Raw genomic sequence first — 24,122 nt, 5'->3', positions numbered from 1 at the left:
GAACAGGCGTGACAGGTGCCCCGGCGAGCGCCCTGCAAGAATCACGTTACCCAGTGCCTCACATTTCTGTGAAACCCCCTTTGACCTGCGATTTTGCTTGGATTTCCAAGTAAATCGGGAAAGGGTGGAAGCGGCGCTGGTCACAGCCTCGCAGGAGGCCGGAGCAACGGCACGTTATCCCGTCTACCCAGGTCACCGGAAGGGTTTCCGTGTTTGACTTACCGAGTGCGCGAAAACGGAAAAATCAGGGTATTTCTTGTCGACGACCATGAGGTGGTCCGGCGAGGTGTCCATGAACTCCTCTCGATGGAGGGTGACATCGAGGTGGTCGGCGAGGCCGGTACGGCGGCCGACGCGCTGGTGCGGATCCCGGCCACCCGGCCCGACGTGGCGGTGCTCGACGTACGGCTCCCGGACGGCAGCGGGGTCGAGGTGTGCCGGGAGATCCGCTCGCGGGACGACTCCGTGAAGTGCCTGATGCTGACCTCGTTCGCCGACGACGAGGCCCTTTTCGACGCGATCATGGCCGGGGCCTCCGGTTACGCCCTGAAGGCCATCCGTGGCGCCGAACTGCTGGACGCGGTCCGGGGCGTGGCCGCCGGCAGGTCCCTGCTGGATCCGGCGGCCACCGCGCGCGTGCTGGAGCGACTGCGGGACGGCGGTGCCAAGCAGGACGACCGGCTCGCGCATCTCACCGACCAGGAGCGCAGGATCCTCGATCTCGTCGGAGAGGGCCTCACCAACCGCCAGATCGGCGAGCGACTGCACCTCGCCGAGAAGACGATCAAGAACTATGTGTCGAGTCTGCTGTCCAAACTCGGTATGCAGCGACGCTCCCAGGCGGCCGTGTACGTGGCCCGCCTGCAGATGGAACGGCATTAGCGCACTTTAGGGACCTACGTCCCTGTTGCCCGTACCCTCTCGTCGCGCACAGTTCCTGTATGTCCTCTGCCGAACAGCTCGCCGTCGGACTGCTCGCCCGCACACATCACGGCCGGGTCGCCACCAGCATCCGTGCCCTGCCCTTCCTCGCCTTCGCCCGTCACATCGTGACGGACGGCCGGATCCTGCTCCGGATGCCCGGGAGCGCCGGCCACCACCGGGCGTGCGCGGGCAACGTGGTGGCGTACGGCTCGGACAACCTGAACTCCGCCCGGCCGGGGGAGGACCTGTGGTCGGTGCAGGTGGTGGGCGAGTGCACCGCGTACGAGCCCAGCGCCGCCGAGATCGAGCGCTTCGGGCCCGCTCCCCGCCTCGCCGACGGTGAGCCGTACGAACCCGTCTACCTGTCCGTGCAGCCACGGTTCGGGACCGTGCACTCGACGGACGGCGGCCCGGAAAACCAGGCCGAGCTGCCCACGTCGTGACCGGACACGACCGGCCGTGACCGGCGGCGACTGTCCATGACGTTCTGTGACAACGCCCAGTTCACAGCGTCGGCTCGTGCCCTAGCATCTGGCGCGTGCCGCGCTCTCCCGTACCACCCCTTATGCCTCACGCGCCCCCGCTGGGCGCCCTCCTCCGCCGGTACTCCGCCGGATCCGCCCTCGCCTGCGACCCCGTCGAGCAAGGTCTCCTCAACCGCGGCTACCGGCTGCGCACGACCCGCGGCCGCTACTTCCTCAAGCACCACTTCGACCCCGAGACGGCCGCCCCGGAGGCCATCGCCCGCCAGCACCGGGCCACCCAGCGCCTGGCCGACCTCGGCGTCCCGGTGGCCCCGGCGCTCCCCGGCCACGACGGCCGTACGGTCGCGGTGGTCGGCGGCCACGCCTATGCCCTGCACCCCTGGATCGACGGCCGGCACCGAAACGGCGCCCAGCTCACCACCGGTCAGTGCGAACGGCTGGGGGCGCTGCTGGGGGTGGTGCACGCCAGCCTGGAACGCGTGATGCCGACGCACGCACGCGTGCGTGACGAACCGGCCCGGAGCCCCTGTCCCGCCGCCACCGACACCCCGGCCGTCGCCGACGCCGGCGCCGACCCCGTGACCACCTTCGCCCTCATCGACGACCTCCTCGCGCGTGTGCGCCGGCACCGGCCCGCCGATTCCTTCGACGAGCTGGCCCGGCACCGGCTCCTGGAGCGGCGCGAGCTGCTCGAACAGCACGTGGGGCGGCGCCCTCCGCACGGCGGGCCGGTCGGCTGGGTGCATGGGGACTTCCACCCCTTCAACCTGCTCTACCAGGGCGACGCGCCCGCCGCGATCGTCGACTGGGACAGGCTCGGCGTGAAGCCCCGCGCGGAGGAGGCCGTACGGGCCGCCGCGATCTTCTTCGTACGGCCCGCGGGGACGCTCGACCTGCCGAAGGTGCGGGCGTACGCGCGCGCGTACCGGCGTACGGCCGGTGCCACGCCCTCGGAACTCACGGCGGCCGTGCACCGCGTGTGGTGGGAGCGACTGAACGACTTCTGGATGCTGCGCTGGCACTACGAGCGCGGCGACACCCGCGCGGACCCCCAGTTCCCTGCGGCCTCGGCGCTGGTGGTGTGGTGGACGCGGGAGTACGACGCGGTGTGCGACGCGTTCATGGGCTGACCCGCCCGTGAAACAGCACGCGCGCGTGACCCGTTCCCGGGCACGCGCGCGTGTGAAGGCTCAGCAGATCAGGAGTCGCCGTCTCCGCCGCTTCCGCCGGCCACGAGGCCGCCACCGTCGGTCGGGGCGCCCGTGTCCGTGGGACCCGCCGTCGCCGTGTCCGTCGGCTCGGCCGTGTCGCTCGGCTCCGTCGCCGTCTCGCTCGGCTCCGTCGCGGTGGGCGAAGGCGTGTACGACTGCGTGTAGGACGGCGAATAGGACGGCGTGTAGCCCGATCCGCCCGAGCTGCCGCTGTTGTCCGTGGACGTCTCGGTCGACTCGTCCGTCGCCTCGTCGGTCGGCGTCTCGCTGGCCGTCTTGTCGTCGGTGGTCTGCGAGGTGGTCGGCGACGTGCTGGTCCCGGGGTCGTCGCCGTTGCCGCCACCGTTCTGGAGCGCCAGCGCGACGCCCGCCGCGATGGCGATCACCGCGAAGACGGCGAGTATCCACAGCTTGCCGCGTCCGCCGCCCCGGTTGCCGTGCCCCTCGAAGCCGCCGTCGTCACCGCCGCCGTAGTCGGAGGGCAGGATCGGCTGGGGGATCTGGGTGGTGCCGGACGCGGCGCCGGGGTGTGGGAGCACGCTGGTGCTCGCGAAGCCCGCAGAGGGCGTGTTCCGGCCGTCGTGCGCCGCCACCGGGCCGGTGTTCCAGGTGCCGGTGTGGCCGCCCTGGTCGTACAGCATCTGCAGGCCGTACTGGACGAGCCCGCGCATCTCCTCGGCCGTCTGGAAGCGGTCGTCCGGGTCTTTGGCGAGCGAGCGCATCACCAGGCCGTCGAGCTCCGGCGGCACGGCCTCCGAGACCGCCGACGGGGGCGTCGGGATGTCCTGGACGTGCTGGTAGACCACGGAGAGCGGGGTCTCGCCGGTGAACGGGGGCCTGAGGGCGAGGAGTTCGTAGAGGAGGCAGCCCGTGGCGTACAGGTCGGAGCGGTGGTCGACGGCCTTGCCGAGCGCCTGCTCCGGGGAGAGGTACTGGGGCGTGCCCATGACCATGCCGGTCTGCGTCATCGTCGTGGACGCGCCGTGCAGGGCGCGGGCGATGCCGAAGTCCATGACCTTGACCGCGCCGTTGTGCGTGATGATCACGTTCGCCGGCTTGATGTCGCGGTGCACGATGCCGTGCTGGTGCGAGTAGGCGAGCGCCTCCAGGACGCCCGAGACGATGATCAGGGCCTGCTCCGGCCCGGGCGCCTCAGCGTTGATCAGCAGGTCCCGGATCGTCCGTCCCTCGACGATCTCCATGACGATGTACGGCACCGACAGGCCGCCCACGAAGTCCTCGCCGGAGTCGTACACGGCGACGATCGCGTGGTGGTTGAGGCCGGCCACGGACTGGGCCTCGCGTGTGAAGCGGGCCTTGGAGGTCGGGTCCTCGGCGAGGTCGGCGCGGAGCAGTTTGACCGCCACGGTGCGTCCGAGCCGTACGTCCTCGGCCGCGAACACCTCGGCCATCCCACCTCGGCCGAGTCTGTGGGTCAGCCGGTACCGGCCGTCCCCGACCAGTCCGCCGTTACCCCACAGCTCCGGCGCATCCGACATTCCGCCGCCAGTCGCCTCGGGGTCGGACGGGCCCTGAGCGCGCTGCTGCTGTGCCATCGGTCCTCGCCGTCGTTTCTGCCCGCGGTGCGCGCGGTGTTGTTACGGTCTCCGTCGGCCACGCTACAGCCTTCGCGCAAGCCGCCGGTCCGGGATGAGCCCGGGGGCCGGCCCGGGACGGACCGGTCATCAAACCTGTACTACGTCTCGGCGTGCAAATTCTGTGTACCGGCGGTGGGGCACCTGTAACGCCCGCGCGACGGTTCTTTCGCCGGCGGTCACGGAACGGGCACCGGTCCCGGCCCGTCGGGACACCGGGACAGGACGCCGATCCCGTGGCCCAGGTCACGCCCGCCGGCGTCGCCGGGGCTCCGAAGAAGAACCCGAACGAGCGTTTTCCGCAGGCGGGACGAAGGGCCCGACAGCGCACGCTGCCGGGCCCTTCACCAGTCGAGGGGGTTTATCTCTACAACGGCTATAAGTAAGGCGGTCACTGACGCGGCCCTTCGGATACGGCCGCACCGGAACGGTTATTTACAGGTACGGCCCGCCCGAGCGGCCGCCCGTGCGCGGGTCGCCGCCCTCCTCGAGGCCGCCGACGCCCGGGGGCAGCGCGCGGCGCATCTGCTCCAGCTGGGCCCGCGCGGCCATCTGCTGGGCGAACAGGGTGGTCTGGATCCCGTGGAAGAGGCCCTCCAGCCAGCCCACCAACTGGGCCTGCGCGATCCGCAGTTCCGCGTCGCTCGGGGTCACGTCCTCGTTGAAGGGCAGCGAGAGCCGCTCCAGCTCGTCCACGAGCTCGGGGGCCAGGCCGTCCTCCAGCTCCTTCACCGAGCTGTGGTGGATCTCCTTGAGACGGGCCCGGCTGGCCTCGTCCAGGGGAGCCGCGCGCACCTCTTCGAGCAGCTGCTTGATCATGCTGCCGATCCGCATGACCTTCGCGGGCTGCTCGACCATCTCCGTGACCGGAATCTCGCGGGAGTCCTCGTCACCCCCGCCGCCCAGTGCCATCCCGTCCTGGCCCACGACCAGGATCTGGGGGGTTTCCGGCGAACCTTCGTTCCTCGGCATCTCCATGCAGCCATTCTCTCGCACCCGTACATCTCATGAGTGGGGTGCCCCCGGTGCGCGCTGATCCACCGTTCGCGGAGCGGATCGACACCACGGCCCCACCCGGAATGCCGCTTCGGCACCGGAATGCCAGTCTTGTTCCGTGACTCCCTGGCTGCATGTGACGGTACTGGTGATCGTGATGGGGTCGAGCGCGGCCGTCGTACCGCCTGGGCAGCTGCCGCACGGGACGGAGCGGAGGTACGGCACCGAACGGACGTACGACACCGAGCCGCGGCCACGCGCCTCCACGGACACGTCGGCCTCCCCCTCCGGCGTCCCGCCCCACCCGGGCCCGGCTCACGGCCCGCGGTACACCGCCACGAGCCCGTCGACCGTCCGGCCCAGCGACCTCCGGGAACCTTCCCCGGGCCACGGTCCGCTCCGCGCCTCCTCCTCGGCCTCCGTCGCCCCCTCCCCCTCCGCCGCTCCCTCGCGTGCCGGAAGCCGTGCGGGTGAGGGGCGGCAGCGGCCAGGGCGGCGGGAGGAACCGGAGACGGAGGACGAGGAGGCCTTCGGTGACGGCACCGCCACCACCGCTTCCGGTGACTCCTCCGGTGCCGACTCCGGCGACGGCGACCTCGCCGCCGTACCTCAGCCGCCCAGGCGGACCGCCGCCGCGACACCGTCACGCTCCGCGGAGCGGACCGCGGCCACGCCCAAGGTGTTCATCCTGCCGCTCGGCACCGGGCTGGTACTGATCGGACTGGGGCTCGGACTCGGCCTGTTCGCGCTGCGGACGCGCCGCGGTTAGGACGTGACCAGCAGGACCTTGCCGATGTGGCCGCTCTCCTCCACGACCCGGTGTGCGGCGCCGGCGTCGCTCATGGGCAGCTCGCGGTCGACGACGGGACGGATGTGCCCGGCGTCCAGCAGCGGCCACACGTGCTCCCGTACGGCCGCCACGATCGCCGTCTTCTCCTCCAAGGGCCGCGCCCGCAGCGAGGTCGCGGCGATCGCGGCCCGCTTGTTCAGGAGCGCGGCGAGGTTCAGCTCGCCCTTGACGCCGCCCTGCATGCCGATGATCGCGAGCCGCCCGTTGACGGCGAGGGTCTGCACGTTGCGGTCCAGGTACTTGGCGCCCATGTTGTCGAGGATGACGTCGGCCCCCGCGCCGTCGGTGGCCTTTGCGACCTCCTCGACGAAGTCCTGCTCGCGGTAGTTGATCAGGATGTCCGCGCCCAGCTCCGCACAGCGGTCCAGCTTCGCGCGCGTGCCCGCGGTCACCGCGACCTTGGCGCCGACGGCCTTGGCCAGCTGGATCGCCATCGTGCCGATGCCGCTGGAACCGCCGTGCACGAGGAGCGTCTCGCCGGGGCGCAGATGGGCGACCATGAAGACGTTCGACCAGACCGTGCAGACCACCTCGGGCAGCGCCGCCGCCCGATGAAGGTCGACCCCCTTGGGCACGGGCAACAGCTGGCCGGCCGGTACGGCGACCTTCTCCGCGTAGCCGCCGCCCGCGAGCAGCGCGCACACCTCGTCGCCGACGGACCAGCCGGAGACGCCCGGGCCGAGCGCGGCGATCCGTCCGGAGCACTCCAGGCCGGGGTAGGGGGAGGCGCCGGGCGGAGGGTTGTAGAAGCCCTGCCGCTGAAGGATGTCGGCGCGGTTGACGGCCCCGGCCACCACCTCGACCAGCACCTCGCCCTCGCCGGCCACCGGATCCGGGACCTCGCTCCAGACCAGCGCCTCGGGCCCACCGGGTTCGGGAATCGTGATCGCATACATGGCGCCGACGCTACTCCTCGGTCTCCGGTCGCAGGCGTCCCCGCCCTTGGACCGGCCCCAGGAAAACTCCGTGCGCCACCGATGAGTTTGCGCGACGGTAAAGGTCTCCCCATGCGTAGCCCGTGTACGCGGAAGGACACACCATGAGCCAGCACACGTCAGCCCTGGCCATCGAGACCACAGGCCTGGTGAAGACGTTCGGCGAGACCAGGGCCGTCGACGGAGTCGACCTCGCCGTGCCGGCCGGCACGGTCTACGGCGTCCTCGGCCCGAACGGCGCCGGCAAGACCACCACCGTGAAGATGCTCGCCACCCTCCTGCGGCCTGACGGCGGCCAGGCCCACGTCTTCGGGCACGACGTCGTCCACGAGGCCGACGAGGTCCGCGGCCGTGTCAGCCTCACCGGCCAGTACGCCTCGGTCGACGAGGACCTCACCGGCACCGAGAACCTGGTCCTGCTGGGCCGCCTCCTCGGTCACCACAAGAAGGCCGCACACACGCGTGCCGGTCAGCTCCTGGAGGCCTTCGGGCTGACGGACGCCGCCGGGAAGCAGGTCAAGCACTACTCCGGTGGCATGCGGCGCCGTATCGACATCGCCGCGTCCATCCTCAACACGCCCGACCTGCTCTTCCTGGACGAGCCCACCACGGGGCTGGACCCGCGCAGCCGCAACCAGGTGTGGGACATCGTGCGCGCGGTCGTCGCCCAGGGCACCACCGTGCTGCTGACCACGCAGTACCTGGACGAGGCCGACCAGCTGGCCTCGCGGATCGCCGTCATCGACCACGGCAGGGTGATCGCCGAGGGCACCAAGGGCGAACTGAAGGCCTCCGTGGGCGCCGGAACCGTCCATCTGCGCCTCAGGGACGGCGGTCGGCGGTCCGAGGCCGCAGAAGTCCTACGACGCTTCCTGGACGCCCGCGTGCAGCTGGAACCCGATCCGGTCGCCCTGACGGCCCGCCTGGCCACCGCGGCGGGCGACACCGCCGCCGAACAGGCCTCCCGCGCCCTCGCCGAACTGGCCCGCACCGGCATCACCGTCGACAACTTCTCACTGGGGCAGCCCAGCCTGGACGAGGTGTTCCTCGCCCTCACCGGACACTCCACCCAGGACACCCAGGACACCCAGGACACGGAGGAGATCGCGGCATGAGCACCGTGACGCAGACCGAGGCCCAGGATCTCGCCCCCGTCAGCGCCGAGTCGCTGGCCGCGCTGCTGGTCACCGGCGAGCGGCCGGCGCGTCCGAGCGCGCTGTCGGCCTCGCTGACCTTCGGCTGGCGGGCGATCCTCAAGATCAAGCACGTGCCGGAGCAGCTCTTCGACGTCACCGCGTTCCCGATCATGATGGTGCTGATGTACACGTATCTGTTCGGGGGCGCCCTGGCCGGGTCCCCGACGGAGTACATCCAGTTCCTGCTGCCGGGCATCCTGGTGATGTCGGTCGTGATGATCACGATGTACACAGGCGTCTCGGTCAACACCGACATCGAGAAGGGCGTCTTCGACCGCTTCCGTACGCTGCCGATCTGGCGGCCCTCGGTGATGGTCGGCTATCTGCTCGGCGACGCCCTGCGCTACACCATCGCGTCCGTGGTGATGCTCGTCGTCGGCCTGGCCATCGGTTACCGCCCGGACGGCGGGGTCGGCGGGGTGCTCGCCGGCATCGCGCTGCTGCTCGTGTTCTCGTTCGCGTTCTCGTGGATCTGGACCATGTTCGGGCTGCTGCTGCGCACCGAGAAGTCGGTGATGGGCGTCAGCATGATGGTGATCTTCCCGCTGACCTTCCTGTCCAACGTCTTCGTCGACCCGAGGACCATGCCGGGCTGGCTCCAGGCCTTCGTCAACAACAGCCCGGTCACCCATCTGTCCTCGGCCGTCCGGGAACTGATGGCGGGTGACTGGCCCACCGACGAGATCGCCTGGTCCCTGGGGTGGGCGGGCCTGTTCATCGCGGTCTTCGGGCCGGTCACGATGCGGCTCTACAACCGCAAGTGATCAGTTTCGGCAGCAGGGGCGGACGTCGGGCACAAGGGATCAGGTCGGCGGCATGGGGCGGACGTCGGGTGCCACCTGGGTGCCCGGCGTCGCCCGCACGATCGTGATCAGCCGGTCCGTCAGCGCCAGCGTCCCGACGGCCGGATCGTCGTATCCGAGCACCCGGTGTCCGCGGACGATGCTCACCACCAGGTCCTCCGTCTCCCGCGGCTTCCTGCCCACCTCGGCCTTTATGACCGGCCGTTCGACGATGTCCAGCCCACTGCCCTGCTGGATCAGGTCCTCCATCACCATGCCCGCGGCGGGGCTCAGCACCGACAGCCCGAGAAGCCGGCCGGCCGCGCTGGCGCTGGTGATGACCGCGTCCGCGCCCGACTGCTTGAGCAGGGGGGCGTTCTCCTCCTCGCGCACGGCGGCCACGATCTTCGCCGTCCTGTTCATCTGCCGGGCCGTCAGCGTCACGAGGACCGCGGTGTCGTCGCGCTGTGTCGCGATGATGATCTGCCGGGCCCGGTGCACCTCGGCCTGCTTGAGCACATCGCTGCGTGTCGCGTCGCCCATGACTCCCGCGTAGCCGTCGGCGGTCGCGGCCTCGATCACCTTGCCACTCGGGTCGACCACCACGACCTGCTCCTTCTTCAGTCCCGTCACGCAGACGGTCTCGATCGCCGACCGTCCCTTCGTGCCGAAACCGACGACGACGGTGTGGTCGCGCAAGGTGGACCTCCAGCGGTTGAGTCGCCATTCCTCCCGGGTGCGTTCGGTGAGAACCTCGAGCGTCGTACCGACCAGAACGATCAGGAACAGCACCCTCAGGGGCGTGATGACGAAGATGTTGGTGAACCGGGCGGCGTCGCTGACCGGGGTGATGTCGCCGTATCCGGTGGTGGAGAGCGTGACGGTCGCGTAGTAGAAGGAGTCGAGCAGGTCGACGGACCCGTCGGAGTTGTCGTTGTAGCCGCCGTGGTCGGCGTAGACGATCACCGAGGTCGCGACCAGCAGGAACAGCGCCAGAAAGAGCCGTCTGGCGACCTGCCGGAAGGGATGCTCCACCATCTTCCTGGGGAGTTTCACCTTGCGGGTCGCAAGATGCTCGTCCGCCTGCCGGGCGATCGCGTCATGGCCCGGAAGTTTCACGTGAAACACACCCCGATCCCTGCGGCCGCCCAGGGCAGATCGAGGAGTTCGGTCTCCTGCCCGGGCCGGGTACCCCCGGGCGGTACGACGGCGAGGGCATCCGCGGCGGCGATGCCCCGCAGCATGGCCGGACCGTTGTAGTGCAGCGGGACCGCCGCGTCGCCGCGCAGGACGACGGGGACGAGCCGGGTGTCGTACGGGTGGCCGTGCACCTCGTCCCTCAGGGGCAGGGTGTACGGCTCCGGGGCCGGACGTGCGGCCAGGGCCCGCAGCAGCGGCTCGGCGAGCGTGAGCAGACCGGAGACGGCGGCCAGGGGGTTGCCCGGCAGACCGACCAGGTGCTGGTTCTCCTTGGTGCGGGCCAGCAGCATGGGGTGACCGGGGCGCACCTTGACGCCGTCGACCAGGAGTTCGGCGCCGATGCGGCGCAGGGTGGGGTGGACGTGGTCGACGGGTCCGGCGGCGGTGCCGCCGGACGTGATGATCACGTCGGCCGGGGAACGGGTGACCGCCTTGTGCAGGGCCTCGGCCGCGTCGCCGAGCCGGCGTACGGCGATGACCTCGGCGCCGAGCGCGCGCAGCCAGGGCGGGAGCATCGGACCGAGCGCGTCCCGGATCAGACCGTCGCGCGGGGTGCCCTCGGTGAGCAACTCGTCGCCGAGGACGAGGACTTCGACGCGAGGGCGGGGAACGGCGGCGAGAGTGTCGTACCCGGCGGCCGCGGCCAGGCCCAGGACGGCCGGGGTAACGAGGGTGCCGGTCGGCAGGAGCCGGTCGCCGCTGCGGCACTCCTGTCCGCGCGGGCGGATGTCCTGGCCGTGCACGACCTCGCGGGTGGCGTGCAGCCTGCCCTTCTCGTCGATCTGGCCGTGCTCGCTGCGCAGGACGGCGGTGGTGTCCAGGGGGACGCGGGCGCCGGTGGCGATCCGGGCCGCCTCGCCGTCGGTGAGGGGCGCGGGCTCGGCGTGCCCGGCGAGTACGCCCTCGTCCCGGACGGCCCAGGGGCCCGGTCCGGCGACCGCCCAGCCGTCCATGGCCGAGGTGTCGAAGGAGGGCAGGTCGGTGAGGGCGTCGAGGGGGGCGGCCAGGGTGAGGCCGAGAGCGTCGTCGAGCCGTACGGAGACTGGGGCGCTGCGGGTGACGGCGCGTGCCGCCCGGGCGGCGGTCTCCCGGGCCTCGGGCCAGGGGGTCGCCTTGTGGTGGGCGTCCGGGCGGTGTCCGGGGCCGTGCCGCGGTCCCTGCTCCGGGGCGGCGGCGTCCGGCGCGGGCGCCTGGTCGCCCGGGGTGCGGTCGTGGTCGTCCCTCACGAGGGCCAGCGCCTCCTCGACGTCGAGTTCGTCGGCGTCTTCGGCGGGTCCGGCGTCCTCACCGGTGCGCAGGGACCGGGCCGTCATCCGGCGTCCGGGCGGGCTTCGGGGGCCCCGTCGGGTGTGGCGGCGGCGTCCTCGTCGGCCCAGCGCAGGGCCAGGGCGACGGCCTTGCGGGAGGCCTCGGCGACGGCTTCGGGACCGCCGCCTGCCTGCGCGGCCGCGTAGCCGACGAGGAAGGTGGTCAGCGGTGCCGCCGGCCTGGCCACGCCGTGGGCGGCGTCACGGGCGAGGTCGAGCAGCACGCCGGTGTCGACGTCGAGGTCGATGCCCAGCTCGTCCTTGACTGCGGAAATCCATTCATCCAACACGTGCCCATGCTCCCTGATGCGTGCCCTGGCGGTGGCGATGTCGTCCCAGGTGTCGCAGTCGAAGGACGCGACGGGGTCGGGGACTCGGGTGAGGTCGAGCACGGCGGTCAGCCGGCGCAGGGGGAGGCCGGAGAGCGTGCCGTGCTCCTTCGTGAGTGCGTTTAGTTCATGGCGCAGTGAGTGCGAGCGATACACGGCCACCAGCGGCTGGTCGCGGCCGTCGGCGTCGGTGAGCAGCACACCGTCGGCGCCGCCCGTGCGCAGGACGGTCAGCAACAGCCGCACGGTGGCCTCCTGGAGGAACGGCAGGTCGGCGGAGACCACCAGGACGTGCCGCGCCGTGATGTGTCTCAGGCCGGCGTCGAGGGCGGCCAGCGGGCCGCCGCCGGGCGGGTCCTCGCGGGCCCAGGTCACCGGCCGGGCGGTGGGGCGCGGATCGGCGACGACGACGGTGCTGCGGGCGCCCGTGCAGGCGGCGAGGACCCGGTCGAGCAGGGCACGCCCGCCCACTCTGAGACCGGGCTTGTCGGCGCCGCCGAGCCGCCGGGCACCGCCTCCTGCGAGCACGACCACGTCGTACACGGGATCGGTGCCCGGGTCGGCCAGGGGCTCGTGCGAGGTCACCCCCTGAGTATGCGTGCCACCGCGATCACAGGGAACGTGCGGGCGGCGCCGCGATCAGAGGTGGCGCGGGGGCCGGAGGGCGGCGCCGCGAACACAGGGGGCGGTCTCGGCGAGGGCGCCGCGATCACCGGCGGTGGGCTGTGGGCGGCGCCGCGATCACCGGCGGTGGTCCGATCGCGGCGCCGTGATCAGAGCGTGCGCAGCAGGACCGTGGGCTGTTCGACACAGTCCGCCACATACCGCAGGAAGCCGCCCGCCGTGCCGCCGTCGCACACCCGGTGGTCGAAGGTGAGCGAGAGCTGCACGACCTGGCGCACCGCCAGCTCGCCCTCGTGCACCCACGGCTTGGGGACGATGCGGCCGACACCGAGCATGGCCGCCTCGGGGTGGTTGATGATCGGCGTGGAGCCGTCGACACCGAACACGCCGTAGTTGTTCAACGTGAAGGTGCCGCCGGTGAGTTCCGCCGGGGTGAGGGTGCCGGTGCGGGCCGCCTCGGTCAGCCGGGCGAACTCCGCGGACAACGACTCGGCGTCGCGCGCGTGCGCGTCCTTCACCACCGGTACGACCAGTCCGCGTTCGGTCTGCGCGGCGAACCCGAGATGCACGGCGTCCAGTCGCACGATCTCCCTGGCCGCCATGTCCACGGTGGAGTTGAGCTCCGGGAACCGGGCCAGCGCGGCGGTGCAGATCCGGGCGAGCAGCGCGAGCAGGGAGATCTTCGGCCCCCCTGCGGCGTTCATCGCCGCGCGGGCCCGCATCAGCTCCGTCGCGTCCGCGTCCACCCAGCAGGTGGCGTCGGGGATCTCGCTCCGACTGCGCGACAGCTTGTCGGCGACGGCGCCTCGGACGCCCTTGAGGGGGATGCGGGTCCCTCCGGACGTGGTCGCGGGGGCGGGCGCCGGGGTGGCGGCCGGCGCGGGTGCCGTACGCCTCTGCACGGCCGCGGCACGCAGGGCGTACTCGACGTCCGCCCGCAGGATCAGCCCCTCGGGGCCGGTGCCGACGAGCTCCTTGAGGTCGAGGCCGTTCTCACGCGCGAGACGGCGCACCAGGGGCGAGATCACGGGCACGGGACCGTCCACCACGGCCTCGGGCGCACCGGCCCGGCGGTCCGCGATCGCCCCGGAGCCGTCGGCCCGTACGGCTCCAGCCGGGTCCGGCCGCGGCTCGTCGTGACGCTTCTCGACCGGCTCGGCGGCGACGCTCCGGCCGTTCGCGGCCGCGGCGGATGCGGGCCGTACCCTCCGGCGCCGCGCGGGTGCCTCCGAGGTGCCGTACCCGACCAGTACGTTCCCCGAGCCCTCCGTCGAACCGCCGGAGTCCGCGGCTCCGACCGCCACCGTGATCAGCGGCGACCCCACGGGAAGCTCCGTGCCCTCCTCGCCGAAGCGGGCCGTGACCACGCCTGCGTAGGGGCAGGGGACGTCGACCATCGCCTTGGCCGTCTCGACCTCGACGACCGGCTGGTCGACCGCGACGACGTCGCCGACCTCGACCAGCCAGCGGACGATCTCCGCCCCGGTCAGGCCCTCGCCGAGATCCGGCAGCCTGAACTCGAGCACCTGCGCCATCAGCTCTCCGCCTCCCACTGAAGACGCCCCACGGCGTCCAGGATCCGGTCCACACCGGGCAGGTGGTGACGCTCCAGCATCGGCGGCGGATAGGGGATGTCGAACCCGGCCACACGGAGCACCGGCGCCTCCAGATGGTGGAAGCAGCGCTCGGTGACCCGGGCCGCGATCTCTCCGCCCGGTCCGCCGAACCCGCCCGACTCGTGCACGACGACCGCTCGCCCGGTCCGCCGTACCGAGGCCGAGACCGTGTCGTCGTCGAACGGCACCAGCGAGCGCAGGTCGACGACTTCGAGGTCCCAGCCCTCCTCCCGCGCGGCCTCGGCGGCTTCGAGGCACACGGGTACGGACGGCCCGTACGTGATGAGTGTGGCGCTCCGACCGGGGCGCCGCACCACCGCGCGGCCTATCGGTTCAACGGCCTGCGGGTCGTCGGGGTTCCAGGCGTCCTTCGACCAGTAGAGCCGCTTGGGCTCCAGGACGACGACCGGGTCGTCGGAGGCGATGGCCGCGCGCAGCAGGCCGTAGGCGTCGGCGACGGTCGCGGGCATGACGACGTGGAGCCCGGGAGTCGCCATGTAGTACGCCTCGGAGGAGTCGCTGTGGTGCTCGACCCCGCCGATGCCGCCGCCGTAGGGGACACGGATGGTGATCGGGAGCGGCATCGCCCCGCGCGTGCGGTTGCGCATCTTCGCCACATGGCTGATCAGCTGCTCGAACGCCGGGTAGGCGAAGGCGTCGAACTGCATCTCCACGACCGGGCGCAGTCCGTACATCGCCATGCCGACGGCCGTGCCGAGGATGCCCGCCTCGGCGAGCGGGGTGTCCGTGCAGCGGTCCTCGCCGAACTCCTTGGCGAGGCCGTCGGTGACCCGGAAGACACCGCCGAGGGTGCCGACGTCCTCGCCCATGACGTGCACGGTGGGGTCGGCCGCCATCGCGTCGCGCAATGCGCGCGTGAAGGCCTGCGCCATGGTGGCCGGTTTGAGGGCGACGGTGGTCATCGGGTGTCCCCCTCGGCCTCCAGCTCGGCCAGCAGCACGGCCTGCTGCTCGCGCAGCTGCGGGGTGGGCTCGGCGTAGACGTGCGCGAAGAGGTCCATGGGGTCCAGGACCGGGTCCTGGTTCATGCGCTCGCGCAGGGCGGCGGCGAACACCTCGGCGTCCTGGCGTGCGGCCTCGATGCCGGCCTCGTCGATCAGTCCGCGCTCGGTCAGTTCGTGCTCCAGGAGGGCGATCGGGTCGTGCCCGCGCCAGGTCTCGACCTCGGCGTCGCCGCGGTAGCGGGTCGCGTCGTCTGCGTTGGTGTGGGCGTCCACGCGGTATGTGATCGCCTCGACCAGGGTGGGACCGCCGCCCGCGCGTGCGTGCCGTACGGCGGCGCTGAGGACCTCGTGCACGGCGGCCGCGTCGTTGCCGTCGACCAGACGGCCCGGCATGCCGTAGCCGACGGCCTTGTGGGCCAGTGAGGGGGCCGCGGTCTGCTTGGCGAGCGGGACGGAGATGGCGAAGCCGTTGTTCTGGACGAGGAAGACGACCGGCGCCTGCCAGACGGCGGCGAAGTTCAGCGCCTCGTGGAAGTCGCCCTCGCTGGTGCCGCCGTCGCCGACCATGGCGAGCGCGACCACGTCGTCGCCCTTGAGGCGGGCGGCGTGCGCGAGGCCCACGGCGTGCGGGAGCTGGGTGGCCAGGGGGGTGCACAGGGGGGCTACGCGGTGCTCGCGCGGGTCGTAGCCGGTGTGCCAGTCGCCGCGCAGGAGGGTCAGCGCCTGGACGGGGTCCAGGCCGCGGGCGACGGCGGCGAGGGTGTCGCGGTAGCTGGGGAAGAGCCAGTCGCGGTCCTGCAGGGCGAGCGCGGCGGCGACCTCGCAGGCCTCCTGGCCGGTGCTGGAGGGGTAGACCGCGAGACGGCCCTGCTTGGTGAGGGCGGTGGCCTGGGTGTTGTAGCGGCGACCGCGGACCAGTTCGGCGTACAGGCGGCGCAGGAGGGCCGGATCGGCCTTCGCGGCCGCGTCGGTGCCGAGGACCCGGTACGGCTCGGGGTCGGGCAGCAACGGCGCGGGGTCCGTGCGGGGCTGCCAGGCGGGTGGCGGTGATGGCCGGTACGCGCCCCGCTGCTCCATGACCGTCATGACGGCACCTCCTCGTGGGAGACGGCTTCGGACGCATCACGGCTGTGAGGCGTCTCACCTACCGATTGTTCGGTCGTCGGCACATTTTGGCTACAGGCCCCCTCAGGCTGTGGACAAACGGTTCTCCACAGCCTGAGATGGACGCAGTACGTCCATGGCAGGGAGGCGGGGGGACATGGCACCTGAACAAATGGCCGACGGCACGGAGGGCGGCACCCCGCTCCCGCCCCCGCGTCCCCTCGACGCCATCGATCAGGACATCCTCCAGATGCTCCAGGCGGACGGCCGTGCGTCGATACGGTCGGTCGCCGAGCGGGTCCATGTCTCGCGCGCCAACGCCTACGCGCGCATCAACCGCCTCGTCGAGGACGGCGTCATCCGCGGCTTCGGGGCCCGCGTCAACCACGAACGCGCGGGACAGGGCACCTCGGCCTACATCACCCTGAAGATCGTCCAGAACTCCTGGCGCACGGTCCGCGAGCAGCTCAGACAGCTGCCCGGGGCTTCGCACATCGCGCTGGTCGGCGGTGACTTCGACGTACTGCTCCTCGTCCACACGCCGGACAACAGATCCCTGCGCGAACTCGTCCTCACCCGCCTCCAGGCGATCCCCGAGGTCCTCAGCAGCCGCACCCTGCTGGTCTTCGAGGAGGAGGACCTGGAGCCGCAGAGCTGACCTCAGGGCGCCTTTCGCAGCCCTTCGAAGACCAACTGCGCCACCGCGTCCGTCACTTCGCGCTCGCTGCCGCCCCGTCCGTCCGGCCGGTACCACTCCACGACGGAGTTGATCATGCCGAACATCAGCCGGGTCGCGAGCCGTACCTCCACGTCACCGCGCACGTCCCCGTCGGCGGCCGCCGCCTTCAGCAGCTCGGCGACCCGGTGGTCGAAGTCGCGGCGCCGCTCCAGGGCCCAGCGCTCGGTGCCGGTGTTGCCGCGCACCCGCAGCAGCAGTGTCACGTACGGCAGTTCGGCGATCAGCACCTCGACCATGCGCCGCACCACGTACTGCAGGCGCTCGGAGGCACGCCCCACACGCGCGTGCTCCTCGTCGAGGATCCCGAAGAGGCCGTCCAGGGCCCGGCTGACCGCCCGGCGCAGCAGCTCCTCCTTGCCGGAGACATGGTGGTAGATCGACGACTTGGAGATGCCGGCGGCCTTGGAGAGGTGCTCCATGGACGTGCCGTCGTAGCCGCGCTCGTTGAAGACCTGGACGGCGACGGACAGCAGCGTGTCCGGGGTGTACGTGTCGCGCTTGGCGGTCGTCATGAGGTGCTGCCCTCCCGCTTGTCGGAGGCGTACGCGTGGCGGTACAGCGCGAGCGACGGCGCGTACCGCCCGGAGGGGTCGCGCATGTGCAGGTCGTCGAGGAGGGCGTAGGCCCAGTTGCGGCCGAGCCTGCGGCTCCACTCGAACGGGCCCAGCGGATAGTTCACGCCGAGTCGCATCGCGGTGTCGATGTCCTCCTCGGTGGCCACGCCCTTGGCCACGGCGTCGTGCGCGAGGTCGACGATCCGGGCGACCGTACGGGCCACGATCATGCCGGGGACGTCACCGATGACGCTGACGTCCTTGCCGAGCGCCTGGAACAGCCCGACGGCCTCGCCGAGGGTCTGCTGCGAGGTGTCCTGGGAGGCGGACAGCGCGATGCGGGTGGCCCTGCGGTAGTCCAGCGCGAGGTCGAAGTAGACGACGTCCCGGAACTCCACCGAGGTCTGCCCGTCGGCGAGCGCGAGCTGACCACCGCTCGGCATGACCAGCCGGGTGCCGTGGTCCTCCTCGTCCTCGCGGACCTGGATGCCCGCCTCGCGGATCAGGGCGAGCAGTTCGGACGCGGGGCCCAGGTCGCCCTCGGCGACGACGTACGCGGGCGGCTGGGCCCGCTCCGCGGTGTGCGGCTCGTCGCGCTCGGCGCCGTCCGTGTAGTCGTACCAGCCCTGCCCGCTCTTGCGGCCCAGCCGACCCGACTCCACCAGGCGTTGCTGGGCGAGCGAGGGCGCGAAGCGCACGTCCTGGAAGAAGGCCCGCCACACGGAGTGCGTGACGGACTCGTTGACGTCCTGGCCGATCAGGTCGGTCAGTTCGAACGCGCCCATCTTGAACCCGCCGGACTCGCGCAGCACGGCGTCGATGGTGGCGGGCTCGGCGCCCTGGGCCTCGTGGACGGCGAAGGCCTCGGCGTAGAACGGCCGGGCGATGCGGTTGACGATGAAGCCGGGGGTGTCGGCGCAGGCGACCGGCGTCTTGCCCCACGCGCGCGCCGTCTCGTACGCGCGTGTGGCCGACGAGACGTCGGTGGCGAACCCGGAGACCACCTCGACCAGCGGCAGCAGGGGCGCCGGGTTGAAGAAGTGCAGGCCGACGACACGGCCCGGGTTGCGCAGGGCGCCGGCGACTGCGGTCACGGACAGGGAGGAGGTGTTGGTGGCGAGCAGGCAGTCCTCGTCGACGACGTCCTCCAGCTCGCGGAACAGCTGCTGCTTGACGTCCAGCCGCTCCAGGACGGCCTCGACGACCAGGGCGCAGTCCGCGAGGTCGGTGAGGTGCTCGGCCGGCACGAGACGGGTGCGCGCCGCGTCCCGGTCCGACGCGGTGAGCCGGTCCTTCTCGACGAGCCGGTCCAGCCGGGCGCCGATCGCGTCGGCCGCCTCCCGCGCGCGACCGGGCACGGCGTCGTACAGCCGCACGAAGTGCCCGGCGACCAGCGCGACCTGGGCGATGCCCTGGCCCATGGTGCCGGTGCCGACGACGGCCACGGGGCTGCTGAGGTCGAGTGCTGTCATGTGCGCGATCCTCCCGCACGGCGTTTTCCACAGATGCGGCGGACCCCCTTGTCCCGACCGATCGTTCGGTTACTCTAACCCTGAGTGGCTGTTCCTGCCCATGTTTCTGCCCAGGTCATGAGCTCGACGAAGAGTTCGAAAGACGAGGAGTTGGTCCCGCATGGCCGCCGAACCGACCGCCCACCAGCTGATCGCCAAGCACCGGCCCACCCTCGACCAGGCGCTCGAAGCGATCCGCACACGCGCGTACTGGTCCCCGCACCCCGAACACCCCAAGGCCTACGGCGAGAACGGCAGCCTCGACATGGCGGCGGGCAAGGCCGCCTTCGACGCCCTTCTGGGCACCCGCCTCGACCTCGGCCAGCCCGGCACGGACGACTTCGTCGGCGGCGAGGTCTCGCCGTACGGCATCGAGCTGGGCATCGAGTACCCGCACGCGGACGTCGACGTGCTGCTGCCCGCGATGAAGGCGGGCCAGAAGGCCTGGCGCGACGCGGGTGCGGAGATCCGCGCGATGGTCTGTCTGGAGATCCTGGGGCGGATCAGCGCCCGGACCCACGAGTTCGCGCACGCGGTCATGCACACCAGCGGCCAGGCGTTCATGATGGCGTTCCAGGCGGGCGGCCCGCACGCGCAGGACCGCGGCCTGGAAGCGGTGGCGTACGCGTACGCGGAGCAGGTCCGCACGCCCGACACCGCGGAGTGGAGCAAGCCGCAGGGCAAGCGCGACCCGCTCGCGCTCACCAAGCGGTTCACGCCGGTTCCGCGCGGGATCGGCCTGGTCATCGGCTGCAACACCTTCCCGACGTGGAACGGCTACCCGGGCCTGTTCGCCTCCCTGGCCACCGGCAACGCCGTGCTGGTGAAGCCGCACCCGCGCGCGGTGCTGCCGCTCGCCCTCACGGTCCAGGTCGCGCGCGAGGTCCTGAGCGAGAACGGCTTCGACCCGAACCTGGTCGCGCTCACCGCCGAGCGCCCCGGCGAGGGCATCGCGAAGACCCTGGCCACGCGCCCGGAGATCCGGATCATCGACTACACGGGCTCGACGGCGTTCGGCGACTGGCTGGAGGCCAACGCCCGCCAGGCGCAGGTCTACACCGAGAAGGCCGGCGTCAACACGGTGCTCGTGGAGTCGGCCGGTGACTACAAGGGGATGCTCGCCAACCTGGCCTTCTCGCTGTCGCTGTACAGCGGCCAGATGTGCACGACACCGCAGAACCTGCTGATCCCCCGGGACGGCATCCGCACCGACGAGGGTCCCAAGACCTTCGACGAGGTGGTCGCCGACCTGGCCCGCTCCATCGACGGCCTCCTCGGCGACGACGCACGCGCGAACGGGCTGCTGGGCGCGATCGTGAACCCCGACGTGAAGTCCCGTCTGGAGGCGGCGGCGGGGCTGGGTGAGGTCGCCCTCGCGTCGAGGGAGATCCGCAACCCGGAGTTCCCGGACGCGGTCGTCCGTACACCCGTCGTCGTCAAGCTGGACGGCGCCAAGCCGGACGACGAGGCCGCCTACATGAGCGAGTGCTTCGGACCCGTCTCCTTCGCCGTCGCGGTCGACTCGGCGGCCGACGCGGTGGAGCTGCTGCGGCGCACGGTCCGTGAGAAGGGCGCGATGACGGTCGGCGCGTACACCACGGACGCCGAGGTCGAGCAGGCCGTCCAGGAGGTGTGCCTGGAGGAGGCGGCCCAGTTGTCGCTGAACCTCGCCGGCGGGGTGTACGTCAACCAGACGGCCGCGTTCTCCGACTTCCACGGATCGGGCGGCAACCCGGCGGCGAACGCCGCACTGTGCGACGGCGCGTTCGTCGCCAACCGGTTCCGCGTGGTCGAGGTCCGCCGGGACGCCTAGGAAGCGGCGAGACTCCAGTGGTAGAGCGTCATCGCCACGCTCGTCGCCAGGTTGTAGCTGGAGACCTGGGGACGCATGGGAAGCGCGACCAGGTGATCGGCACGCGCGCGTAGTTCGGCCGACAGGCCACTGCGCTCGGAGCCGAAGGCGAGGACGGCGTCGTCCGGGAGCTTCACGCCCCGGATGTCGTCGCCCTCGGGGTCCAGCGCGAACACCGGGCCGGGCGGCAGCTCGGCGACGGTGAGCCGTTCCACGGCGGTCGCGAAGTGCAGGCCCGCCCCGCCACGCACGACCGTCGGGTGCCAGGGGTCGAGGGTGCCCGTGGTGACCACTCCCGTCGCCCCGAACCCCGCGGCCAGCCGGATCACGGCCCCCGCGTTGCCGAGGTTGCGCGGGTTGTCGAGGACCACGACGGGAGCGGTACGCGGCGTGTGCGCCAGCTTCTCGAGATGGACGGCCCGGGACGGTCGTACGGCCAGTGCCGCCACCTCGGTGGGGTGCGGACGCGGCACGAGGGCCCGGTACACCGTCTCCGGGACCTGTGTCAGCAGCGCGTCCAGGGTGGGCCGTACGTCCGGCGCCATTTCCTCGGCCAGGGCGAGCGCGGCACCCCGGTCGACGGTGACCGCCACCGGGACCTCGGCCCCGAAGCGCACCGCGTGCTTGAGGGCGTGGAAGCCGTCGAGCAGCACGGAGGTGTCGGCGAGCCGGTGCCACAGGCTCACGGGATCGGTACCGGTCATGCGGGGAAGCCTACGTGCGTGTGATCGGGGTTCTCGGGGTCGCCGGGGTGGCTGGGGTTCTTGGGGTCTCTGGGGTCCTCGGGGTCTCTGGGATGGCCGCCGGGGCTGTCGGCGGATTGCGGGAGCAGTGCGGCGCTCGGCTCCTTGGCTGCAGGCCGCTCCTTCGCTGCCCGCTGCTCCTTCGGACCTCGCTGTCCCGGCAGACCCGGGCCGGGGCCGCCTCCGCCCGCGAACCTCGCCCACAGCCGGCCACGCGTGCGTACGGCCCCGTCGCCGAGCCGCCGCAGGAACGACGTCGGCAGGAAGACCGAGTCGGCGGCGATCATCGCCAGCGAGAAGAACGGCAGGCCGAGGACGACCGCGATCACCGCGTGCTCAGTGATCATCGCCGCCAGCAGGACGTTCTTGACCCGCCGGTTGAACAGCGTGAACGGGAAGGCGACCTGCACCGCGACCGTCCCGTACGTCACCAGCATCACCATGACGCCGTGGGACGACAGCAGGTGGGCGAGAGCGGGCCACGGCGAGAAGGACTCCAGCTGGAGGGGGTAGTAAACGGCGGTGCCGTCCTGCCAGCGCGAACCCTGGATCTTGTACCAGCCCGCCGTCGCGTAGATCAGACAGGCCTCGGCCATGATCACGACCAGGGCGCCGTTGTGGACGATGTTGGCGACCACGTCGAGCGCGATCCGCGGCTGGTCCGACCTGGCGAAGCGCCCGATCACCCACCACAGGGCCTGCGTCAGCCACAGGGCCCACAGCAGCGCCGGAACCACCCAGTCGCCGCCCAGCTTGCCGAGGAACGCCGCCGCCCCCAGGACCAACCCGAGAGCGACCCACAGGGCCGGCCCGACCCGGTCCACGACGTGCTCCCCACGCGCGCGTGCCTCACGGGTACGCCGGGCCCGCCGCTCGTCCAGCGACCAGACCTGGCCGCAGCGCGTGAAGACGAGGTAGATGCACATCAGGTGCAGGACGTTGTCGCCGCCGTCGCCCATGAAGATGCTGCGGTTCTGCAGCGACAGCACGCCGACCATGAACAGAACGGACATCGTGCGAGTGCGCCAGCCCAGCAGCAGCAGGAAGCTCGACAGGACGGCGAGCACATAGACGGTCTCGAACCAGAATCGGCCGTCCGACCACATCAGCGCCGTGAACGCGCCGTTGGTCGCGATCAGCTGCTCGGCGAGATTCCAGTTCCACGGGCCGTCCGGGCCGTAGAGCTCCTGGCGGTGCGGGAACTCACGCAACAGGAACAGCAGCCAGGTCGCGCTGAAGCCGATGCGGATCATCGCGCTCTGCCAGGGGCCCAGGGTGGCTTCGGTGACGCGGGCGATGGCGTTGGACACCGCCAGGGCGAATCGGTTCACCGGGTGCTCCCCTCGGTGTCGTCCGCCGTCACGGCCCACCAGGACAGCTCACGGTAGACCGGCTGCACCGAGACCTTCTCCTCGCTCCACTTCGGCGGGGGGACGTTGGCGGTCCTGGAGCGGACCTGGACGCTTGTGAGGACGCCGCCCCGCGCGGTGGCGTTCTCGCGATCCAGCCGCAGCACCACGATGCGCCGCAGATACGTCTCGGACAGAGTGCCGCGCAGACCGATCGGACGGTTGCCGGAGTCGTGCGTGGCGACGAAGAAGTCCCAGGAGCGGCGCAACTCGTTCTGCTGGGTGTGACTCGGCAGCGGATTGCCGTCTATGGCCCGGCCGTCCTGGGCGGACAGGTCGTACCAGCCCGTCGTACGACTGCCGCCGTCTGCGCTGCGGATCCGGGCCCGTACCTGCACCGCGATGTCCTGCTGGAGCGGGTTCGGCGCGAACAGCTTCCAGTTCTGCTCGAACTCCGGGTAGATCCAGTCGTCGACCGCGCTGCCGTGCTGCTTGGTCACCGTGTTCGACGGCGCGACATGCAGGAACACCATTCCGATGTGCACACAGACGGCGATGGCTACGACGGCCAACGCCAGGGCGACACCGATCTGGTAGCGGAAGGAGAGTGCGGCGACACCGGTACGGGGGTCGGGGAACGCGGTGTGTCCGGCGGCGTGGCCGGGAGGTTCTTCGCGGAAGCCGGGGGGAGTCACGCCGGGTTCGTGGTGCGTAGCGGGCACGGGGCGACGTATCACGGTGTGGGTGTCCGTGTGCCCGGCAGGTCGGTCTGTGGTGACCGGGCGTCCGTCACCCGCGGGATGCTCGATAGGCGTCGTCGAATCCGCCCGCTCGGCGGGGGTGGTCGGTGCGGGGGCTGCGGTGGGTGCGGTCGGCTCGTCCCGGCCGTCCGGCCCGGGGGCATCGCCCGGCCCGCTCGGAGCACCCGGTCGTCGCCGGGCGTTCGAGCCTCCGTCGTACGCGTCCATTCCGCCCCGTTCCCGATTCCGGTCCGTCTTCCGGCCCCCACGGCCGCAGGGCGCCACGGCACCCGTGAACGGCACCTGCGCCCGCGTTGCCGCGGTGGCTCGCACCGGCACGGTACTCAGGCCCGACCACCCCGCACAGCCCTCGTCGACAGGCCCCGCCGTGGCCGTTCTCACGCCCACCGGGTTTTCCACAGGCGGCACCCCGGGTTTTCCACAGCGGTTGACACCATACGGCGCCCGGCACACCATGGAATCGCACGAACCGAACGATCGGTCGGGAGCGGATTC

General features: G+C 71.6%; 22 protein-coding genes. 8 read left to right on the top strand and 14 right to left on the bottom strand.

Annotated elements, in window-relative coordinates; genetic code table 11:
* The first annotated feature begins 225 nt into the window (after positions 1-225).
* From ACZ48Z_RS22730 to ACZ48Z_RS22720, 3 genes are all read left to right on the top strand, one after another.
* Positions 226-882, top strand: coding sequence for a response regulator (locus ACZ48Z_RS22730; protein ID WP_468737677.1), 657 nt, complete (start codon positions 226-228; stop codon positions 880-882).
* A 59-nt stretch (positions 883-941) separates the two neighbouring features.
* Entirely contained in the window at positions 942-1,367 is a 426-nt protein-coding gene (locus ACZ48Z_RS22725; protein ID WP_468737676.1) for a pyridoxamine 5'-phosphate oxidase family protein, read from the top strand.
* Positions 1,368-1,489: 122 nt separating this feature from the next.
* Positions 1,490-2,539 carry a phosphotransferase gene (locus ACZ48Z_RS22720; RefSeq protein ID WP_468737675.1) on the top strand — a complete coding sequence of 350 codons (1,050 nt, stop codon included), beginning with the start codon at positions 1,490-1,492 and terminating at the stop codon, positions 2,537-2,539.
* A 68-nt stretch (positions 2,540-2,607) separates the two neighbouring features.
* Here the strand turns inward: ACZ48Z_RS22720 and ACZ48Z_RS22715 are convergent, their stop codons facing one another.
* A complete protein-coding gene (locus tag ACZ48Z_RS22715) occupies positions 2,608-4,176 on the bottom strand; it encodes a protein kinase domain-containing protein (RefSeq protein WP_468737674.1) in 1,569 nt (522 codons plus the stop codon).
* Between the two features lie 474 nt (positions 4,177-4,650).
* Positions 4,651-5,193: a bacterial proteasome activator family protein gene (locus ACZ48Z_RS22710; RefSeq protein ID WP_468737673.1), complete on the bottom strand. Its 543-nt coding sequence runs from the start codon at positions 5,191-5,193 to the stop codon at positions 4,651-4,653.
* A gap of 136 nt (positions 5,194-5,329) precedes the next feature.
* On the opposite strand from ACZ48Z_RS22710, the gene ACZ48Z_RS22705 reads away from it, so the two are divergent.
* A complete protein-coding gene (locus ACZ48Z_RS22705) occupies positions 5,330-5,980 on the top strand; it encodes a hypothetical protein (protein WP_468737672.1) in 651 nt (216 codons plus the stop codon).
* Here ACZ48Z_RS22705 and ACZ48Z_RS22700 read toward each other — a convergent pair.
* The gene (locus tag ACZ48Z_RS22700; protein WP_468737671.1) at positions 5,977-6,957 is read right to left on the bottom strand and encodes an NAD(P)H-quinone oxidoreductase; all 981 of its coding nucleotides are present in this window, start codon (positions 6,955-6,957) and stop codon (positions 5,977-5,979) included. The genes ACZ48Z_RS22705 and ACZ48Z_RS22700 overlap by 4 nt on opposite strands.
* Positions 6,958-7,100: 143 nt before the next feature.
* Between ACZ48Z_RS22700 and ACZ48Z_RS22695 the strand changes: the two genes are divergently transcribed.
* Together ACZ48Z_RS22695 and ACZ48Z_RS22690 are read left to right on the top strand one after the other, a co-directional pair.
* Positions 7,101-8,111 (top strand): ATP-binding cassette domain-containing protein, encoded by a 1,011-nt coding sequence (locus ACZ48Z_RS22695; protein WP_468737670.1) that lies wholly within the window; start codon positions 7,101-7,103, stop codon positions 8,109-8,111.
* Positions 8,108-8,956 carry an ABC transporter permease gene (locus tag ACZ48Z_RS22690; RefSeq protein ID WP_468737669.1) on the top strand — a complete coding sequence of 283 codons (849 nt, stop codon included), beginning with the start codon at positions 8,108-8,110 and terminating at the stop codon, positions 8,954-8,956. Before ACZ48Z_RS22695 ends, ACZ48Z_RS22690 begins: the two co-directional genes overlap by 4 nt.
* Positions 8,957-8,995: 39 nt before the next feature.
* Here ACZ48Z_RS22690 and ACZ48Z_RS22685 read toward each other — a convergent pair whose 3' ends face one another.
* The 6 genes from ACZ48Z_RS22685 to pdhA form a co-directional block, all read right to left on the bottom strand.
* Positions 8,996-10,093 carry a potassium channel family protein gene (locus ACZ48Z_RS22685; RefSeq protein ID WP_468737839.1) on the bottom strand — a complete coding sequence of 366 codons (1,098 nt, stop codon included), beginning with the start codon at positions 10,091-10,093 and terminating at the stop codon, positions 8,996-8,998.
* Positions 10,090-11,487, bottom strand: coding sequence for a molybdopterin molybdotransferase MoeA (locus ACZ48Z_RS22680; RefSeq protein ID WP_468737668.1), 1,398 nt, complete (start codon positions 11,485-11,487; stop codon positions 10,090-10,092). The genes ACZ48Z_RS22685 and ACZ48Z_RS22680 overlap by 4 nt, the downstream gene beginning before the upstream one ends.
* A complete protein-coding gene (locus ACZ48Z_RS22675) occupies positions 11,484-12,395 on the bottom strand; it encodes an NTP transferase domain-containing protein (RefSeq protein WP_468737667.1) in 912 nt (303 codons plus the stop codon). Before ACZ48Z_RS22675 ends, ACZ48Z_RS22680 begins: the two co-directional genes overlap by 4 nt.
* A 188-nt stretch (positions 12,396-12,583) precedes the next feature.
* On the bottom strand, positions 12,584-13,969 hold the full coding sequence (locus ACZ48Z_RS22670; RefSeq protein ID WP_468737666.1) for a dihydrolipoamide acetyltransferase family protein: 1,386 nt from the start codon (positions 13,967-13,969) through the stop codon (positions 12,584-12,586).
* Positions 13,969-14,973, bottom strand: coding sequence for an alpha-ketoacid dehydrogenase subunit beta (locus tag ACZ48Z_RS22665; protein WP_468737665.1), 1,005 nt, complete (start codon positions 14,971-14,973; stop codon positions 13,969-13,971). Before ACZ48Z_RS22665 ends, ACZ48Z_RS22670 begins: the two co-directional genes overlap by 1 nt.
* Positions 14,970-16,100 carry a pyruvate dehydrogenase (acetyl-transferring) E1 component subunit alpha gene (pdhA, locus tag ACZ48Z_RS22660; protein ID WP_468737664.1) on the bottom strand — a complete coding sequence of 377 codons (1,131 nt, stop codon included), beginning with the start codon at positions 16,098-16,100 and terminating at the stop codon, positions 14,970-14,972. Before pdhA ends, ACZ48Z_RS22665 begins: the two co-directional genes overlap by 4 nt.
* A gap of 175 nt (positions 16,101-16,275) precedes the next feature.
* Here pdhA and ACZ48Z_RS22655 point away from each other — a divergent pair, with 175 nt between their 5' ends.
* Positions 16,276-16,776, top strand: coding sequence for an Lrp/AsnC family transcriptional regulator (locus tag ACZ48Z_RS22655; RefSeq protein WP_389099480.1), 501 nt, complete (start codon positions 16,276-16,278; stop codon positions 16,774-16,776).
* 2 nt (positions 16,777-16,778) lie between these two features.
* On the opposite strand, the gene ACZ48Z_RS22650 is transcribed toward ACZ48Z_RS22655, so the two are convergent.
* The gene (locus tag ACZ48Z_RS22650) at positions 16,779-17,369 is read right to left on the bottom strand and encodes a TetR/AcrR family transcriptional regulator (protein WP_468737663.1); all 591 of its coding nucleotides are present in this window, start codon (positions 17,367-17,369) and stop codon (positions 16,779-16,781) included.
* Entirely contained in the window at positions 17,366-18,883 is a 1,518-nt protein-coding gene (locus ACZ48Z_RS22645; RefSeq protein ID WP_468737662.1) for a 3-hydroxyacyl-CoA dehydrogenase, read from the bottom strand. Before ACZ48Z_RS22645 ends, ACZ48Z_RS22650 begins: the two co-directional genes overlap by 4 nt.
* Before the next feature lie 160 nt (positions 18,884-19,043).
* Between ACZ48Z_RS22645 and paaN the strand changes: the two genes are divergently transcribed.
* Positions 19,044-20,735 carry a phenylacetic acid degradation protein PaaN gene (gene paaN, locus ACZ48Z_RS22640; RefSeq protein ID WP_468737661.1) on the top strand — a complete coding sequence of 564 codons (1,692 nt, stop codon included), beginning with the start codon at positions 19,044-19,046 and terminating at the stop codon, positions 20,733-20,735.
* Here paaN and ACZ48Z_RS22635 read toward each other — a convergent pair.
* Genes ACZ48Z_RS22635 through ACZ48Z_RS22625 form a run of 3 tightly spaced genes read right to left on the bottom strand, consistent with a single transcriptional unit; the run spans position 20,732 to position 23,834 of the window.
* On the bottom strand, positions 20,732-21,478 hold the full coding sequence (locus ACZ48Z_RS22635) for a TrmH family RNA methyltransferase (protein ID WP_468737660.1): 747 nt from the start codon (positions 21,476-21,478) through the stop codon (positions 20,732-20,734). The two genes, paaN and ACZ48Z_RS22635, sit on opposite strands and share 4 nt — an antisense overlap.
* The gene (locus ACZ48Z_RS22630; RefSeq protein WP_468737659.1) at positions 21,475-22,848 is read right to left on the bottom strand and encodes an HTTM domain-containing protein; all 1,374 of its coding nucleotides are present in this window, start codon (positions 22,846-22,848) and stop codon (positions 21,475-21,477) included. Before ACZ48Z_RS22630 ends, ACZ48Z_RS22635 begins: the two co-directional genes overlap by 4 nt.
* Positions 22,845-23,834 (bottom strand): DUF5819 family protein, encoded by a 990-nt coding sequence (locus tag ACZ48Z_RS22625; RefSeq protein ID WP_468737658.1) that lies wholly within the window; start codon positions 23,832-23,834, stop codon positions 22,845-22,847. The genes ACZ48Z_RS22630 and ACZ48Z_RS22625 overlap by 4 nt, the downstream gene beginning before the upstream one ends.
* Between the last annotated feature and the right edge of the window lie 288 nt (positions 23,835-24,122).

It is taken from the genome of Streptomyces sp. NPDC031225 (assembly GCF_055570355.1).
This window is presented reverse-complemented; position numbering and strand designations above follow the sequence as displayed.